Genomic DNA, 16532 nt, shown 5'->3' with positions numbered 1-16532 from the left:
CGGCCAGCTATCTATATGCCAGGTTGGCGAGCATTGTTCCGACTCCGATGGGGCTAAATGATTCCCCAAACGGTCGCGGACAAGTCTCTACCTAAATCAAAATGGACCAACGAACGCTGATCCCCGTAGCGCGCGATTATCTAGTAGGCCGCGTTACAACGCATCAGGGGTAACAAAGTATTTATCGCGAAAAACAGCTGTTTGCGGCCCAAATCGGCGGAAAAAGATGTTTCAGGCGCTTTCAGACCTGTAACAGGAAGGTTACCGGGCCATCATTGACCAGATGCACCTGCATATCGGCGCCAAAACGCCCCGCAGCCACTTTGCCATGCAACTGTTGCGCCTTGCCCAACAGGTAGTCGAAAAGCTCCTCGGCCAAGGCGGGTGCAGCGGCCGTGGAAAAGCTCGGGCGCAACCCGCTTTTGGTGTCCGCGGCCAGGGTGAATTGCGACACCAGCAACAAACCGCCTGCCACATCGGCCAAGGACAGATTCATCTTGCCCTCGGCGTCACTGAACACCCGATAGTTAAGCAGCTTATGCAGCAATTTGTCGGCGCTGGCCCGGGTGTCCCCGGGTTCCACTGCCACCAGCACCATTAAGCCCTGATCGATCGCGCCGACGATTTCGCCGGCGACTTCCACCCGCGCGTTGCCAACGCGCTGCAACAGCCCCCTCATGCTTCTTCGAGAGGCAGGTCGAGCAGGCGCCGGGCCATCTGGTCGGCGGCGCGCACCAAGGCATCGGTGATGCCCGGTTCGGAAGCGGCGTGGCCCGCGTCGCGAATCACCTGCAGTTCGCTGTTGGGCCAGGCCTGGTGCAGTTCCCAGGCATTGTCCAGCGGGCAGATCACGTCGTAGCGGCCGTGCACGATCACCCCGGGCAAATGGGCAATCTTGCCCATGTCGCGAATCAACTGGTTGGGCTCAAGGAAGGCGTTATTGGTGAAGTAGTGGCATTCGATGCGGGCGATGGACAGCGCACGCTGTGGCTCGGTGAAACGATCCACCACCTGCGGGTTGGGGCGCAGGGTGGCGGTGCGACCCTCCCAGGTGGACCAGGCCTTGGCCGCGTGCATCTGGGCGATCTGGTCGGTGCCGGTCAGACGCTTGTGGAAAGCGCTGAGCAGGTCATGCCGCTCATCCTGGGGGATCGGCGCCACATAGTCCTGCCAATAGTCGGGGAACAGGCGGTTGGCGCCGGCCTGGTAGAACCATTCGATTTCCTGGGGGCGGGCAAGAAAGATGCCCCGCACGATCAGACCGTGCACCCGCTCAGGGTGGGTTTGGGCGTAAGCCAGGGCCAGGGTCGACCCCCAAGAGCCGCCGAACAGCACCCATTTGTCGATGCCCAGGTGCAGGCGAATGCGCTCCAGGTCGGCCACCAGGTCCCAGGTGGTGTTGTTTTCCAGGCTGGCGTAGGGCGTGGAACGACCGCAACCGCGCTGGTCGAAGGTGACGATGCGGTACAGGTTCGGATCAAAGTAGCAACGGCTCGCGGCATCGCAGCCGGAGCCCGGGCCACCGTGGATGAACACCACCGGCAAACCTTCCGGAGAACCGCTTTCGTCGACATACAGCACATGAGTCTCGTCGACGGCCAGATCGTGCCGGGCGTAGGGTTTGATCTGCGGGTACAAAGTCTGCATCACGCGCTCCGTAAGGGGTCGGGTTCATCCCTGGGGGGACTTCAATTATTTTGCCGTTCGGCATCATAAACCCGAATCGCGTAATCAGCATGCCCTTGAAGAATTTGTGGCTTCGTTGCCCCAACCGCCGGCCAGCCCGCAGTGACCGGGCTGGCAAAAGGTGCAGCCGACAGGCGCCGGCCTGCCGCCAATCGAGCGCGCCCATTCAGGCGTAACGCTGCTGCCCCCAGTTCAAAAACGTTTGCAGCAAGGCCTTGAGCACCACCTGGGTCGGGGCCGCCAGGTCTGCCCGATAACGGAACGGTTCGAACTCTTCCATATACGTTGCCTGGGACAGCTCCAGCTGGACCGCGTGGATATCTTCGGCCGGGTTGCCGTAGTGGCGGGTGATATGGCCGCCCTTGAAGCGCCCGTTGAGCACGTGGGTGTAGTCGCTGTGGCCCGCGCAAACCGCTTCCAGCTGGCTGGCCAGTTGGCCATCGCAGCTGTGCCCGTTGAAGGTGCCCAGGTTGAAGTCCGGCAGCCGGCCCTCGAACAGATGGGGGATCAGCGAACGGATCGAATGGGCGTCGAACAGCAAGGCATAACCGAATTCGGCCTTAAGCCGCGCCAGCTCCTGCTGCAGGGTGGTGTGATACGGCATCCATACCTGCTGCAGATAGTCCGCCCGCTCAGCCTTCGACGGCTCCAGCCCCTCACGGAACAACGGCACGCCGTCGAATAGGGTGGCCGGGTACAGGCCAGTGGTGGCACCGACGTATAAAGGTGCATCGTCGGACGGCCGATTCAGGTCGATGACAAACCGCGAATACTCGGCCGCCAGGGTACTGGCTCCCAATGCCTCGGCGAACTCGTACAGCAGCGGGATATGCCAATCGGTGTCCGGCAGGCTTTGCGCCTCGGGCACCAGCCCGGCGGCCACCGTGGGCGTCAGGCGCACGCCGGCATGGGGCATGCTGATCAGCAGCGGCACCCGGCCTTGTTTGAAGCTCAGAACCTTATCCACAAGCCTTCTCCTACACAGTCACTTCAGCGCCGTGGCGCACGACACGTTTTTCCAGATCACCGCCCAGCCAATAAGCCAGGTCGGCGGGACGATCGATTTGCCAGGCGACAAAATCCGCCACCTTGCCCACCTCCAGTGAGCCGTGGCTATGGCCCATGCCCAGGGCGCTGGCGGCGTGCAGCGTGGCGCCGGCCAGGGCTTCTTCCGGGGTCATGCGAAACAGGGTGCAGGCCATGTTCAGCATCAGGCGCACCGACAGCGCGGGGGAGGTACCGGGGTTGAGGTCGCTGGCGATGGCGATCTTCACCCCGTGCTTGCGCAGGGCGTCCATCGGTGGCAACTGGGTTTCTCGCAGGAAGTAGAAGGCCCCGGGCAACAACACGGCGACGGTGCCGGATGCGGCCATGGCGATGGCATCGTCTTCGGTCATGAACTCCAGGTGGTCCGCCGACAACGCCTGGTAACGCGCAGCCAGGCTGGAGCCGTGCAACGACGACAGTTGCTCGGCGTGCAGCTTCACGGGCAGGCCGAGTTGACGGGCGACTTTAAACACCCGCTCCACCTGTTCGGGGGAAAACGCCAGGTATTCGCAAAAGGCGTCTACGGCGTCCACCAGCCCTTCAGCCGCCAGGGCCGGCAGCATCTCACTGCAGATGTGGTCGATGTAGTCATCCGCGCGGTCCTTGTACTCCGGCGGCAACGCGTGGGCCGCCAGGCAGGTGGCGCGCACGCTGACCGGCAGCGCTTCGCCGAGACGACGAATCACCCGCAGCAATTTGCGCTCGCTGGCCAGGTCCAGGCCATAGCCGGACTTGATCTCCACCGTGGTCACGCCATCGCGCAACAGGCTGCGCAAGCGTTTGTGAGCGCTGGCGAACAACTCATCCTCGGTGGCGGCACGCGTGGCGCGCACGGTGCTGGCAATGCCACCGCCGGCCGCGGCAATCTCGGCGTAACTCACGCCTTGCAGCCGTTGCTCGAATTCCCCGCTGCGATTGCCACCGAACACCGTGTGGGTGTGGCAGTCGATCAGCCCGGGGGTGACCCACGCCCCTTGCAGGTCATGCACCTGGGCGTAGTCCGCCGCCGGCACCTGGCTACGCGGGCCGATCCACTCGATCAGCGCACCCGCCGTGACCAGGGCGGCATCCTCGATGATCGAGTACGTGCCCTGGGCCATGGTTGCGACGTGGCAGTGTTGCCAAAGCGTTTTCATCAACGCCTCCATAAGTTAACGGTGAGACAAAGCCGGGTCGCGGTGAACCTTGGCGGCTTGCCCGGCTGCAGGCTTGACCCACAGCAGATAGGCAATCACCAGCAGCACGATCCACACGGCGCCGACAATCAGGGCGGCCTGGGTGTCGGGGAAATAACCCAGCACGCCAAATACAAACAGCATGAACACGATGGCCGCCGCTGGCGCATAGGGCCAGAACGGTACCGGGAATTTCAGCTCGGCGACTTGCTCCTTGCTCATCGAGCGACGCATGGCCACCTGAGTGAACAGAATCATCAGCCACACCCAGACCGTGGCGAAGGTGGCAATCGAGGCAATCAGCAGGAACACGTTTTCCGGAATCAGGTAGTTGAGCAGCACGCCACCCAACAAAGCCGCGCCCATCACCACCACGGTCATCCACGGCACGCCCTGTTTCGACAACTGGGCAAACCCTTTGGGCGCCTGCCCTTGCTGGGCCAGGCCGTACATCATGCGGCCGGCACCGAAGATGTCGCTGTTGATGGCCGAGACCGCCGCCGAGATCACCACGATATTGAGGATGGTCGCCGCCGAGCCGATGCCCAGGTTGTTGAATATCTGCACGAACGGGCTGCCCTGGCTGCCGATCTGCGGCCACGGGTAGATGGCCATCAGCACAAACAGCGTCAGCACGTAGAACAACAGGATGCGCAGCGGCACGGCGTTGATCGCCTTGGGGATGACCCGCTGTGGGTCCTTGGCTTCACCGGCGGTGATGCCGATGATTTCGATGCCGCCAAAGGCGAACATCACCACCGCCAGGGAGGCAATCAGACCGCCGATGCCGTTGGGCATGAAGCCGCCGTGGGCCCACAGGTTGCTCAGGCCGCCAGCCTGAGTCTCGCCCGCCGAATGAATGCCGAACAGCATGATGCCGAAGCCGCCGAGGATCATCGCGACGATGGCGCCGACCTTGAGCAACGACAGCCAGAACTCCATTTCGCCAAAGACTTTGACGTTGCACAGGTTCAGGCCGCCGATCAGAAAGACAATGCCCAGCACCCAGACCCAGCGGGCCACCTCGGGAAACCAGAAGCCCATATAGATGCCGAAGGCGGTGACGTCGGCCAGGCAGACGATGATCATTTCAAAGGCGTAGGTCCAGCCGAGGATAAAGCCGGCCATGGGCCCCAGGTAGGTGCTGGCGTACTGACCGAACGAGCCGGACACCGGGTTGTGCACGGCCATTTCGCCAAGGGCGCGCATCACCATGAACACCGCGGCGCCACCGATCAGGTAGGCCAGGAGCACCGCCGGGCCGGCCATCTGGATGGCCGAGGCAGAACCATAGAACAGCCCGGTGCCGATCGCCGACCCCAGTGCCATAAAGCGAATATGTCGGGCAGACAGCCCGCGTTTCAAACCCTTCTCTTGCTGGTGCATTTCTCTTCCCTATTTATTGTTATCCCGAGAAACGTGTAGGAGCCGACTGGACACCCAGCTCTTGCCGGCGATGGCGGTGTGGCGGGCACACCGCGTTGTGCGGATCGCCGGCACGCCGGCTCCTACAGGAGGGTGGTGCAGTTACAGGCTTGGCAGCAGCTTGGCCGGGACCAATTCATTCAGGCAGCGGCTGGCCAGCAGTTCGCTCGCGGCGTTGATGTCCGGTGCGAAGAAACGGTCCTTCTCATAGAACGCCACCTGCTCGCGCAGGATGCTGCGGGCCTGTTCCAGCTTGGTGGAGGTCTTCAGGCCTTCACGCAGGTCCAGGCCCTGGCACGCCGCCAGCCATTCCACCGCCAGTACGCCGCGGGTGTTTTCGGCCATGTCCCACAGGCGTTTGCCGGCAGCCGGGGCCATGGACACGTGGTCTTCCTGGTTGGCGGAGGTCGGGATGCTGTCCACCGAATGGGGATGGGACAGGGCCTTGTTCTCGCTGGCCAGGGCCGCCGCAGTGACCTGGGCAATCATGAAGCCCGAGTTCACCCCGCCATTGCCCACCAGGAACGGCGGCAACTGGGACATGTGCTTGTCCATCATCAGGGAGATGCGGCGCTCGCTCAGGGAACCGATCTCGGCAATGGCCAGGGCCATGTTGTCCGCCGCCATGGCCACCGGTTCGGCGTGGAAGTTGCCACCGGAAATCACATCGCCTTCGGCCGCGAACACCAGCGGGTTATCCGACACGGCGTTGGCTTCGACCACCAGCACTTCAGCGGCCTGGCGGAATTGGGTCAGGCAGGCACCCATCACTTGCGGCTGGCAACGCAGGGAGTACGGGTCTTGGACCTTGTCGCAGTTCTGGTGCGACTGGGACACCTGGCTGCTGTCGCCGAGCAGGTCGCGATAGGCCGCAGCCGAATCGATCTGCCCGCGCTGGCCACGAGCGGCATGGATCCGCGCGTCGAACGGCGAGCGCGAGCCCAGCACCGCTTCCACGGTCAGGCCGCCGCACACCAAGGCGCCGGCGAACAGGTCTTCACCTTCGAACAGGCCGCGCAGGGCGAACGCCGTGGACACTTGGGTGCCGTTGAGCAGCGCCAGGCCTTCCTTGGCCGCCAGGGTCAGCGGCTTCAGGCCGGCCACTTCCAGCGCGGCGGTGGCGTCCAGCCACTCACCTTTGTAGCGGGCCTTGCCCTCCCCCAGCAGCACCAGGGACATATGGGCCAGCGGCGCCAGGTCGCCGGAAGCCCCCACCGAACCCTTGAGCGGGATGTGCGGGTAAACCTCGGCGTTGATCAGCGCCAGCAAGGCGTCGATCACCACGCGGCGGATCCCGGAGAAACCACGGCTCAGGCTGTTGACCTTGAGCACCATGATCAAGCGCACCAAGTCGTCGCTGAGGGGTTGTCCGACACCGGCGGCGTGGGACAGCACCAGGGAGCGCTGGAGGTTTTCCAGATCGGCGCTGGCAATCCGGGTCGAAGCCAGCAGGCCGAAACCGGTGTTGATGCCATAGGCGGTGCGATTCTCGGCGAGGATCTGCTCGACGCAGGCGACGCTGGCATCGATCTGCGCCGAGGCGCTGTCGTCCAGGGTCAGGCGGGTCGGCTGCTGGTAGATGGCACGCAGCTGGGCCAGGGTCAGTTGGCCGGGAATCAGGTTAAGCGCAGTCACATTCATGCTCCTTTTGAGAGTTTTGTAATAACTGCCAGTCGCTCCGGAAGCTTCCGTTATCCGTCGCCACAGGCTTTTTTGAGCTGTGGCGCCTTGGCACGCTGGCGATGGTCGGGATCTATTCAGTGCACATGGGGTAATGCCCGCTGCAGCGCAGCCGGGTCTTTGAGCAAGGCGGCAGCACAGGCGATGTCCGGCGCCAGCCAGCGGTCCTGGTCATAGGGCGGCACCTGCTCGCGCAACAGCCGCCACGCGATATCGGTACCCGCGCCAAAACGCTGGGTCTTGAGAAACTCGAATGCCTGGGCCGCCAGCAGGTACTCGATGGCGAGAATCTGCGTGCAGTTCTCCAGGGCCCGCAACAGCTTCAAGGCGGCGTTGGTGCCCAGGCTCAAATGGTCTTCCTGCAACCCGGAGGTGACGTAATTGTCGAGCACTGCCGGCTGTGCCAGTTGGCGGTTTTCCGCGCACAACGAGGCGGCCACGTACTGCACGATCATCATTCCGGAATTGACCCCGGGGTTGCTCACCAAAAACGCCGGCAAGCCGCTGACGTGAGGGTTGATCAGGCGATCCAGGCGGCGCTCGGCAATCGAGCCGATCTCGGCCATGGCAATCGCCAGCAAGTCTGCCGCCAGGGCCACCGACTGCCATGGGGTTGGCCTGGGACATGACCCGGTAACGCTCCGGCGTACCCAGCAGCAACGGGTTGTCCGTGGCGGCATTGAGCTCGGTTTCAATCTGCGCCGTGGCATGGGCCAATTGGTCCCGGGCGGCGCCGTGCACCTGGGGAATGGAACGGATGCTCAGAGCATCCTGGGTACGAATCCCCAGGCTGGCGGCGATGACTTCGCTGCCCGCCAGCAACGCCCGTACGTTGTCGCCCACGCGCTGCATGCCCGGGTGCGGCTTGAGGGCGATGATCTCCGCGTCAAACGCCGCGATCTGCCCGCGCTGGGCCTCGAAACTCATGGCGCCGATCACGTCGGCCCATTGCAGCAGGCGGTGGGCGTCGGCTAGGGCCAGGCAACTGAGGCCGGTCATGCACGGCGTGCCATTGACCAGGCACAGGCCGTCCTTGGCCCCCAGTTGCACAGGCTCCAGCCCCTCTTCGGCCAGGGCCTGGGCGGCGCTGACCACTTGCCCGCGGTAACTCACCTGCCCCACCCCCAGCAAGCAGATGCTGATGTGGGCCATGTGAGTCAGGTAACCCACCGAGCCCTGGGACGGCACTTGCGGGGTGATGCCGCGATTGAGCAAGGCCAGCAGGGCCGCGACCACCTGCCGATGGATGCCGGACTTGCCGTGGCTGTAATTGAGGATGGCGGCGCAGAGGATCGCCCGGGTCTGCTCGTCGGCCAGGGGCGCGCCCACACCACAGGCATGGCTGAGCAGGGTATTGCGCGACAGCTGGCTGAGTTGCTCGCCCTGCAGGGACACATTGCACAGCGCTCCCAGGCCGGTGTTCACACCATAGGCACGCTCGCCGCTGGCGACAATGCGCTGGACGATCGCCTGGGCGTTGTCGATCCGCGCCCAGGCCGCGGCCGACAGCTCGAGCTGTGCGCCGTGACGGGCAACGGCGACCACCTCCTGCCACCCCAGAGGGGCGTCGGCGATGACGATTTTTTCAGCCTGGGACATCGTGGACCTCTTCATGCAAACCTTGGGTTCTGTACCGCTTTGCCGGACCTTTCGCCGGCAAGCCGGCTCCTACACGGTGGCAGCGCGCCGCTGGACGAAACGGTCGACGTATTCATCCGCCGGCGAATGCAGGATCTCTTTCGGCGTGCCGACCTGGATCAGCCGGCCATCCTTGAGGATCGCGATGCGGTTGCCGATGCGCACGGCCTCGTCCAGATCGTGAGTGATAAACACGATGGTCTTGTGCAGGGTCTTCTGCAGCTCCAGCAACTGGTCCTGCATTTCGGCGCGGATCAGCGGGTCCAGGGCACTAAAGGCCTCGTCCATCAGAATGATGTCAGTGTCCGCCGCCAGGGCACGGGCCAGGCCGACCCGCTGGCGCATGCCGCCAGACAGCTGGTGCGGGTACTTCTTCTCGTAGCCCTTGAGGCCCACGGTGTTGATCCAGTGCAGCGCCCGCTCGGCGCAGACTTCTTTGCTCTCGCCACGCACCTTGAGGCCGTACGCCACATTGTCCTGGACGTTGCGATGGGGCAGCAGGCCGAAGCTCTGGAACACCATGCTGATCTTGTGCCGGCGGAATTGGCGCAGGGCCTCCATGTCGTATTGCAGGATGTCCTCGCCGTCCACCAGGATCGCGCCGCTGGTGGGGTCGATCAGGCGGTTGAAGTGGCGCACCAGGGTCGACTTGCCGGAACCGGAGAGGCCCATGATGACGAAAATCTCGCCGGTGCCGATACTCAGGGACAGGTCGTTGACCCCGACCACGCAGCCGGTTTCAGCCAGCACCTGGTCCTTGCTCTTGCCCTGGCCAATCATCGCCAGCGCCTCGGCGGAACGGTTGCCGAAAATCTTGAATACGTTTTTGACTTCGATCTTGCTGATGGCTGGATTGCTCATTTGTTCACCTCATGGCGTGGCCGACCGTAGGCCTGGGTAATGCGGTCGATCACCACCGCCAGAATCACGATCGCCAGCCCGGCTTCCAGGCCGCGCCCGACGTTGAGGGTCTGAATCCCCACCAGTACATCCTCGCCCAGACCACGGGCACCGATCATCGAGGCGATCACCACCATCGACAGGGCCATCATGGTGGTCTGGTTGATCCCGGCCATGATGCTCGGCAGGGCCAAGGGCAGTTGCACACCGAACAGCTGCTGCCAGCGGTTGGCGCCAAAGGCGTTGATGGCTTCCATGACTTCACCGTCCACCTGGCGAATGCCCAGGTCGGTGAGGCGGATCAGCGGCGGCGCAGCGTAGATCACCGTGGCAAAAATCGCCGGCACCTTGCCCAGGCCGAACAGCATCAGCACCGGGATCAGGTACACGAAGCTGGGCATGGTCTGCATGATGTCCAGCAACGGCATCAACACCGAACGCAGGCGGTTGCTGCGGGCCGAGAGGATTCCCAGGGGAATGCCGATCAACACCGAAATCAGCGTGGCCACCAGCATCAGCGCCAGGGTTTGCATCAGCTTGTCCCAGAGCCCCACCGCGCCCACCAGGAACAGCAAGCCGACAATCACCGCCGTGGTCACCAGCTTGCGGGTCGAGTGCCAGGCCACCACACCGACGATCGCCAGCATCAGCCACCAGGGCGCTGCGCGCAGCATCCCTTCGAGGTTGACGATGGCCCACAACAAGGTGTCGGAGATGTGCCGGAACACGTCGCCGTAATTGGTCACCAGGGAGTCGACCCAGCCGTTGACCCAGTCGGCGATGGAAAAGGTGAAGCTTTCAGGAAACATAGGAGGCTCTCGATCAAAGGGGTGTGGCGCCGCATCCGACGGCCCTTGCGGACCGCCGGAAAAATCCGGCCTACAAGGCTGCGTCGATTTTCTTGGCGGCCTCTTCACTCACCCAGGGGTGCCAGACTTCAGGGTGTTCCTTGAGGAAGATTTTCGCCAGTTTCGGCGACTCGATGCGTTCCTTGGTCATGCGCGCCAGGTTCTGGTTGAGCAGGTCGATCGGCAGGTTGGCCTTCTCCAGCACGGCCACCAGTTCCGGGGCCTGTTCGTGGAAGGTCTTGGACAGGCCGACCTTGATGCTCACGCTCTTGTCCACGCCGGGTTTTTCATCGAGCTTGACCAGGTCCACCTGGCCCATCAGCGGGGTTGGCGACCAGTAGTAGAAAAGGATCGGCTCGCCACGCTTGTAGCTCGACAGCACCGCCGCATCCAAGGCCGGGCCGGTGCCCGGACGGAAGTTGGTGTAGCTGCTTTCCAGGCCGTAGCTCTTGAGCATCTCGCTGTTGTCCAGCTCGCAGGTCCAGCCGGCCGGGCAGTTGTAGAAGCGCCCCTTGCTCGGCTCTTCCGGGTCTTTGAACACCGCAGAATACTGGCCTAGGTCAGCAATGTTCTTCAGCCCCGGGGCCTTGGCTTCCAGCTTGCGCTTGGCATCGCCCTCGATCACATAGCGCGGCACGTACCAGCCTTCGATGGCCCCCACCACCGGCGCGCCGACGCCCACCACCTTGCCGGCCTTCTCGGCCTTGTTCCAGACCTCGCTGCGGCCCACCCACTCCTCGGCGAAAATCTGGATGTCATTGCTGCTCAGGGCGTTCTCCATGGTGATGGAGTTGCCCGGCAGGCTGTCGGTCTTGCAGTCGTAGCCCTTCTCCAGGACGAACTGCAGGACATCCGTCAGCAACATGCCGCTTTCCCAATTCAAACCGGCGAATTTCACCGGCTTGCCCGACTCGCACCAACCCGCAGCCTGGGCACCGGATGCGGCCACCAGGCCTAGGGACAGCAACGTGGTCAGCAGGGTCTTTTGCATTCTCATTGTGTGACGCTCCTAATCATGAATGGGCTTACGGCAGTCAAGAGGCATCCAGCCCTGTCCACGTCCAATCAGGCCTGCGCCGCAGCGCGACCGGCACCGCGGGTTTCAGGCTGAACATCACTGTCCTGCTCGACCGGCAGAATCAGGTGATCGGGCACGGAACCGTGCCATTTTTTTGCACACACGTAATACAGGGCGGCGGGAATCACCAGACCGATGATCCAGGAGATATCCACCCCCCCCAGGGTCTCTACCAGCGGGCCGGTATAGAACTTGGTGGAGATAAACGGCAGCTGCACCAGCACCCCGAAGACATAGACGCTGATACCCAAGACGTTCCAACGGCCATAGCGACCGTTCGGATCGGCCAGCGCCGGTACGTCGTAACGCTCACGGGTGATGCAGTAGTAATCCACCAGGTTGACTGCGCTCCAGGGCGTGAAGAACGCCAGCAGGAACAGGATGAAAGACTTGAACGCACCGAGGAACGAGTGCTGGCCGAGCAACGCAATCAGCGTCGCAGTGCCGACGATCAGCAGCACGAATATCAGGCGCTGCAAGCGCGACACCTGCAGGTGACCACGGAACCCGCTGATGACGGTCGCAATGCACATGAAGCTGCCGTACGAGTTCAGCGTGGAAATGGTGACCTTGCCGAACGCGATGCTGAAGTACAGCAACGCAGCGGTAGCACCGGTCCCCCCCAGGCCCACGATGTAGGCCACTTCGTGACCGGCAAATTGCCCGTTGGCCGTCGCGGCGGCGAACACCCCGAGGATCATCGCCACCTGGGCGCCGATCACCGAACCCGCGCCGGCAGCGAGAAAGGTTTTCACCGAAGAAATATTGCTCGGCAGGTAGCGTGAATAGTCCGCCACGTACGGACCGAAAGCGATCTGCCAGGAGGCCGCCAGTGACACCGCGAGCAAGAAGCTGCTCCAACTGAAGTGGCGAATGTTCAGCAATGCACCGATATCTGCCTGGCCCATCAAGCGGCTGAACAGGTAAACGAAGGCAATCACCCCAATGACGCTGGCGACCCGGCCGATGAAGTGAATCACCCGATACCCGAGCACCGTGACCAGCACGATGACGCTGGCGAAGATCAGGATGCCGACGCTGTCGCTGACGCCAAACAACTGGCCCAGGGCCTGGCCGGAAAGTACGGTTCCGGTGGCGGTGAAACCGAGGTACATCAAGCACACCAGCACGATCGGGATGGCCGCACCATAAACACCGAACTGCACGCGGCTGGAAATCATCTGCGGCAGGCCAAGCTTGGGCCCTTGCGCCGCATGCAACGCCATCACCCCGCCGCCGAGCAGTTGCCCGATCAGCAAGCCGATCAACGACCAGAACACATCACCGCCCAGCACCACGGCCAGGGCCCCGGTGACAATCGCGGTGATTTGCAGGTTGGCACCCAGCCACAGGGTGAACTGACTCAATAGACGACCGTGTCTTTCCGCTTCCGGGATGTAGTCGATCGAACGCCTTTCGATCAACGGCTTGTTGCTTGCACGTGCGTCATTTGCAGCCATTTATGTTCAACCTCTGATGGATTGTTTTGCACACAAACCCAGTAGGAGCCGACTGGCCGACGATGGCGCCCTCAAGCACACCACCCTGGCGAAAGCCGGCCCCTAGCGGTATCAGCCGGTGATCATCGGCAGGTTCAGGCCCTTTTCCTTGGCGCAGTCGATAGCGATCTGGTAACCGGCATCGGCGTGACGCATCACCCCGGTGGCCGGGTCGTTGTGCAGTACCCGGGCAATACGCTCAGCCGCTTCATCAGTACCGTCGCAGACGATGACCATCCCCGAATGCTGGGAGAAGCCCATGCCGACGCCACCACCGTGGTGCAGGGACACCCAGGTCGCGCCGCTGGCGGTGTTGAGCAAGGCGTTGAGCAATGGCCAGTCGGAAACGGCATCGGAACCGTCCTGCATCGACTCGGTTTCACGGTTCGGGCTGGCCACGGAGCCGGAGTCCAGGTGGTCGCGACCGATAACGATCGGCGCCGACAGCTCGCCGCTGCGCACCATTTCGTTGAAGGCCAGGCCCAGCTTGGCGCGCAAGCCCAGGCCAACCCAGCAGATCCGCGCCGGCAGGCCCTGGAAGCTGATGCGTTCACGGGCCATGTCCAGCCAGTTGTGCAGGTGGGCGTCGTCCGGGATCAGTTCCTTGACCTTGGCGTCGGTCTTGAAGATGTCTTGCGGATCACCGGAAAGCGCCGCCCAGCGGAACGGGCCGATGCCGCGGCAGAACAGTGGACGGATATAGGCCGGTACGAACCCCGGGAAATCGAAGGCATTCTCGACGCCCTCTTCCTGAGCCATCTGGCGAATGTTGTTGCCGTAGTCGAAGGTCGGAATACCCATTTTCTGGAAGGCCAGCATCGCTTTGACGTGGACGGCCATGGATTGCTTGGCGGCCTTGACCACGGCAGCGGGCTCGGTCTTGGCGCGGGCGCGGTATTCGTCCCAGGTCCAGCCAGCCGGCAGGTAACCGTTGAGCGGGTCGTGGGCGCTGGTCTGGTCGGTGACCATGTCCGGGCGCACACCGCGCTTGACCAGTTCCGGGAGGATTTCCGCTGCGTTGCCCAGCAGTGCGATGGAGATCGCCTTGCCTTCCTGGGTGTATTTGGCGATGCGCGCCAGGGCGTCGTCGAGGTCGGTGGCTTGCTCATCGACATAACGGCTGTTGAGGCGGAAATCGATGCTGACCTGCTGGCATTCGATGTTCAGCGAGCAGGCACCGGCCAAGGTGGCGGCCAGCGGTTGCGCGCCGCCCATGCCGCCCAGGCCGGCGGTCAGGACCCAACGGCCTTTGAGGTTGGAATCGTAGTGCTGGCGACCGGCTTCGACGAAGGTTTCGTAGGTGCCCTGGACGATGCCCTGGCTGCCGATGTAGATCCAGCTGCCGGCCGTCATCTGGCCGTACATGGCCAGGCCCTTGGCATCCAGTTCGTTGAAGTGCTCCCAACTGGCCCAGTGCGGCACCAGGTTGGAGTTGGCGATCAGTACGCGTGGCGCGTTGCTGTGGGTCTTGAACACGCCGACCGGCTTGCCGGATTGCACCAGCAGGGTCTCGTCGTCGTTCAGATTAGTCAGGCTTTCGACGATTTTGTCGTAGCACTCCCAGTTGCGCGCCGCGCGACCGATACCGCCATACACCACCAGCTCTTTAGGGTTTTCCGCGACTTCCGGGTCGAGGTTGTTCATCAACATGCGCAGCGGTGCTTCGGTCAGCCAGCTCTTGGCCGTGAGCTGGTTGCCACGGGCGGCGCGGATCTCAACGTTGCGGTACTTGGTGTTGGTGTTCTCGGTCACGAAAGAAACTCCTCAGCGATCAGTCCGGACCCACCCAGGCAGTGGGTGGGGAAGCTTGCGCGCAGCCTGTGCGCGACAAACAAATCAGGCACGGTGCGAAGAGGATTGCGTCGACTCTTACGCACACATATTTACTTGTACATACAAGCATATGCAATCAAGCGGCCAACTCGCCAAATCGACGCTGAAGAAACCTGGGGAAATGGCTAGAAGCCGCCTAAATAAAGGCTTTGGCTGAAGGGATTTTTTTAACGAGGTTTTTTTGCACAGGGCAACGATCGTTACCTGCCGCGAGTTTTGCGCCAGCCTGGGGCATTCGGTAACAAATTGGTGCGCCCAGGAAACAGCCACCAGCGCCATTTAAAAACCCAATGCGGGGTGTCGACGCGCGACGCCTCAAAGGTCAGGCCCGGAAGGGTTTTCAAGAAAGGCGGGGGAATACAGGCAAGGGCCGCGGACGGGCAGCGGCCCCGGATCAGGCGAGGGCCAGGCGTGGTTCAGGCGTGGCTCAGTTCAATCACGCAGCACAGGCCACTGACGGCGATTTCCAGCACGCCGGCGTTACCTTCGAGCTTCAAGCAATCGTGCTGCCCCAGTTCCTGGGTAGCAGCGTTGTCCAGTTCCACCAGCACCTGAGGCGCCGCGCTGAAGATCAGCACGGTGGTGGCCTGGGTAAAGAAGCGTTGCTCGCGCTCGAACCACTGCAAACGGGCGCGGTAACGGTCGGGGGCGTAAATCAGGTTGAAGTCGCGAATCGGCCCGTCGAGCAAGGTGCAACTGACGTGGCTGGCGCCACTGAAGGCGAAGGGGTCCAGCGGCAGCAAGGGCCGCGCATCCTGGCCGTCGATGTTCAAAGTCATGCCCACGCCTTGCAGCACGGTGATGATCCGCTCATATCCGGCAAAGCTCGAAAACCCGCCGGACTCGCCAATATCGGCAATCGACAGGCGCCAGCCAAAACCGTCCAGGCCCTGGCCCGCGTCGCGGGTGATTTCTTCGGTGCTGCCGCCGCCGTTCTTCCACGGCATGCGCGGGTAATCGGCCGCGCGTAAAAGGTGCAACTGGCTCATTTATGAAAACGCCCTTCCAGACGATGACGGGAACCGGGGTGAATCAGGCGCGCGGCGGTCACTGGCTGGCGCCCGGACCAGGTGCGGCGGCGAATCAGCAGGCACGGCTCGCCGCGCTCGATCTGCAACAGCCGGCATTCTTCCGGCTCGGCGAGAATAGCCTCGACCACGTGCTCGCCTTCGGTCAGCGGCGCGACCTGGTTGAGGTAGGCATAGGGGGTTTGCAGGGTGAAGTCCTGCTTGAGGTACTCCGGCGCCACCAGCGCGTTGACGAAGCGGTCTTCGATCTGCACCGGGATGTCGTTTTCGAAATGCACGATCAACGAATGGAACACCCGCTGCCCTTCACGCATGTCCAGGGCCAGGGCGCGCTCGGAGCCGGCAGCCTCTTCGCCCAGGGTGATGACCTTGCATGTGTGGCGATGACCGCGGGAAGCGATCTCGTCGGCAATGTTGTGCACTTCGAACAGCGCCGACTGGCTCTTGGGTTCGGCGACGAAGGTGCCCACGCCCTGCATGCGCACCAGCATGCCTTCGGCAGTCATCTCGCGCAGCGCGCGGTTGATGGTCATGCGGCTGAAACCCAGTTGGTTGACCAGCTCGCTTTCCGACGGCACGCGGTAATGGGGCGGCCAGTTTCCGCTCTCGATCTGCTGCGTGATCATTTGTTTGACGCGGGCGTACAAGGGCGCCGGACTATCGCCCAGGTGGGCGGCCAGCGGTGAGTTGGCAGT

13 protein-coding genes and 1 pseudogene are annotated in these 16532 nt (G+C 63.0%); all 14 read right to left on the bottom strand.

The annotated features are described in order from the left end of the window. Window positions 1-241: 241 nt before the first annotated feature. Window positions 242-679, bottom strand: a complete 438-nt coding sequence (dtd, locus tag M1B35_RS20860; protein ID WP_268262936.1) for a D-aminoacyl-tRNA deacylase — start codon at window positions 677-679, stop codon at window positions 242-244. Next, a complete protein-coding gene (gene pip / locus M1B35_RS20855) occupies window positions 676-1647 on the bottom strand; it encodes a prolyl aminopeptidase (RefSeq protein ID WP_268262935.1) in 972 nt (323 codons plus the stop codon). The genes dtd and pip overlap by 4 nt, the downstream gene beginning before the upstream one ends. A gap of 205 nt (window positions 1648-1852) precedes the next feature. Beyond that, window positions 1853-2653: an N-formylglutamate deformylase gene (hutG, locus tag M1B35_RS20850; RefSeq protein ID WP_268262934.1), complete on the bottom strand. Its 801-nt coding sequence runs from the start codon at window positions 2651-2653 to the stop codon at window positions 1853-1855. A 10-nt stretch (window positions 2654-2663) separates the two neighbouring features. Continuing rightward, window positions 2664-3869, bottom strand: a complete 1206-nt coding sequence (hutI, locus tag M1B35_RS20845) for an imidazolonepropionase (RefSeq protein WP_123329283.1) — start codon at window positions 3867-3869, stop codon at window positions 2664-2666. A gap of 15 nt (window positions 3870-3884) precedes the next feature. Further along, window positions 3885-5294 (bottom strand): amino acid permease, encoded by a 1410-nt coding sequence (locus M1B35_RS20840; RefSeq protein ID WP_268262933.1) that lies wholly within the window; start codon window positions 5292-5294, stop codon window positions 3885-3887. Window positions 5295-5435: 141 nt separating this feature from the next. Next, window positions 5436-6974, bottom strand: a complete 1539-nt coding sequence (hutH, locus tag M1B35_RS20835) for a histidine ammonia-lyase (RefSeq protein ID WP_268262932.1) — start codon at window positions 6972-6974, stop codon at window positions 5436-5438. Between the two features lie 116 nt (window positions 6975-7090). Next, window positions 7091-8612 (bottom strand): annotated as a pseudogene (locus tag M1B35_RS20830) (HAL/PAL/TAL family ammonia-lyase). A gap of 69 nt (window positions 8613-8681) precedes the next feature. Next, the gene (locus tag M1B35_RS20825; RefSeq protein WP_268262931.1) at window positions 8682-9512 is read right to left on the bottom strand and encodes a quaternary amine ABC transporter ATP-binding protein; all 831 of its coding nucleotides are present in this window, start codon (window positions 9510-9512) and stop codon (window positions 8682-8684) included. After that, complete coding sequence (locus M1B35_RS20820) at window positions 9509-10360, bottom strand: ABC transporter permease (RefSeq protein ID WP_123329273.1); 852 nt, start codon at window positions 10358-10360, stop codon at window positions 9509-9511. The genes M1B35_RS20825 and M1B35_RS20820 overlap by 4 nt, the downstream gene beginning before the upstream one ends. Window positions 10361-10430: 70 nt before the next feature. Then, window positions 10431-11396: an ABC transporter substrate-binding protein gene (locus M1B35_RS20815; RefSeq protein ID WP_268262930.1), complete on the bottom strand. Its 966-nt coding sequence runs from the start codon at window positions 11394-11396 to the stop codon at window positions 10431-10433. Between the two features lie 68 nt (window positions 11397-11464). Beyond that, entirely contained in the window at window positions 11465-12937 is a 1473-nt protein-coding gene (locus tag M1B35_RS20810) for a purine-cytosine permease family protein (protein ID WP_268262929.1), read from the bottom strand. A gap of 111 nt (window positions 12938-13048) precedes the next feature. After that, entirely contained in the window at window positions 13049-14728 is a 1680-nt protein-coding gene (hutU, locus tag M1B35_RS20805; protein WP_268262928.1) for a urocanate hydratase, read from the bottom strand. A gap of 497 nt (window positions 14729-15225) precedes the next feature. Then, window positions 15226-15798: a HutD/Ves family protein gene (locus tag M1B35_RS20800; protein ID WP_123329265.1), complete on the bottom strand. Its 573-nt coding sequence runs from the start codon at window positions 15796-15798 to the stop codon at window positions 15226-15228. Further along, entirely contained in the window at window positions 15795-16463 is a 669-nt protein-coding gene (hutC, locus tag M1B35_RS20795; RefSeq protein ID WP_259740352.1) for a histidine utilization repressor, read from the bottom strand. The genes M1B35_RS20800 and hutC overlap by 4 nt, the downstream gene beginning before the upstream one ends. Between the last annotated feature and the right edge of the window lie 69 nt (window positions 16464-16532).

The organism is Pseudomonas morbosilactucae (assembly GCF_023241665.1).
Classification (GTDB): domain Bacteria; phylum Pseudomonadota; class Gammaproteobacteria; order Pseudomonadales; family Pseudomonadaceae; genus Aquipseudomonas; species Aquipseudomonas morbosilactucae.
This window is presented reverse-complemented; position numbering and strand designations above follow the sequence as displayed.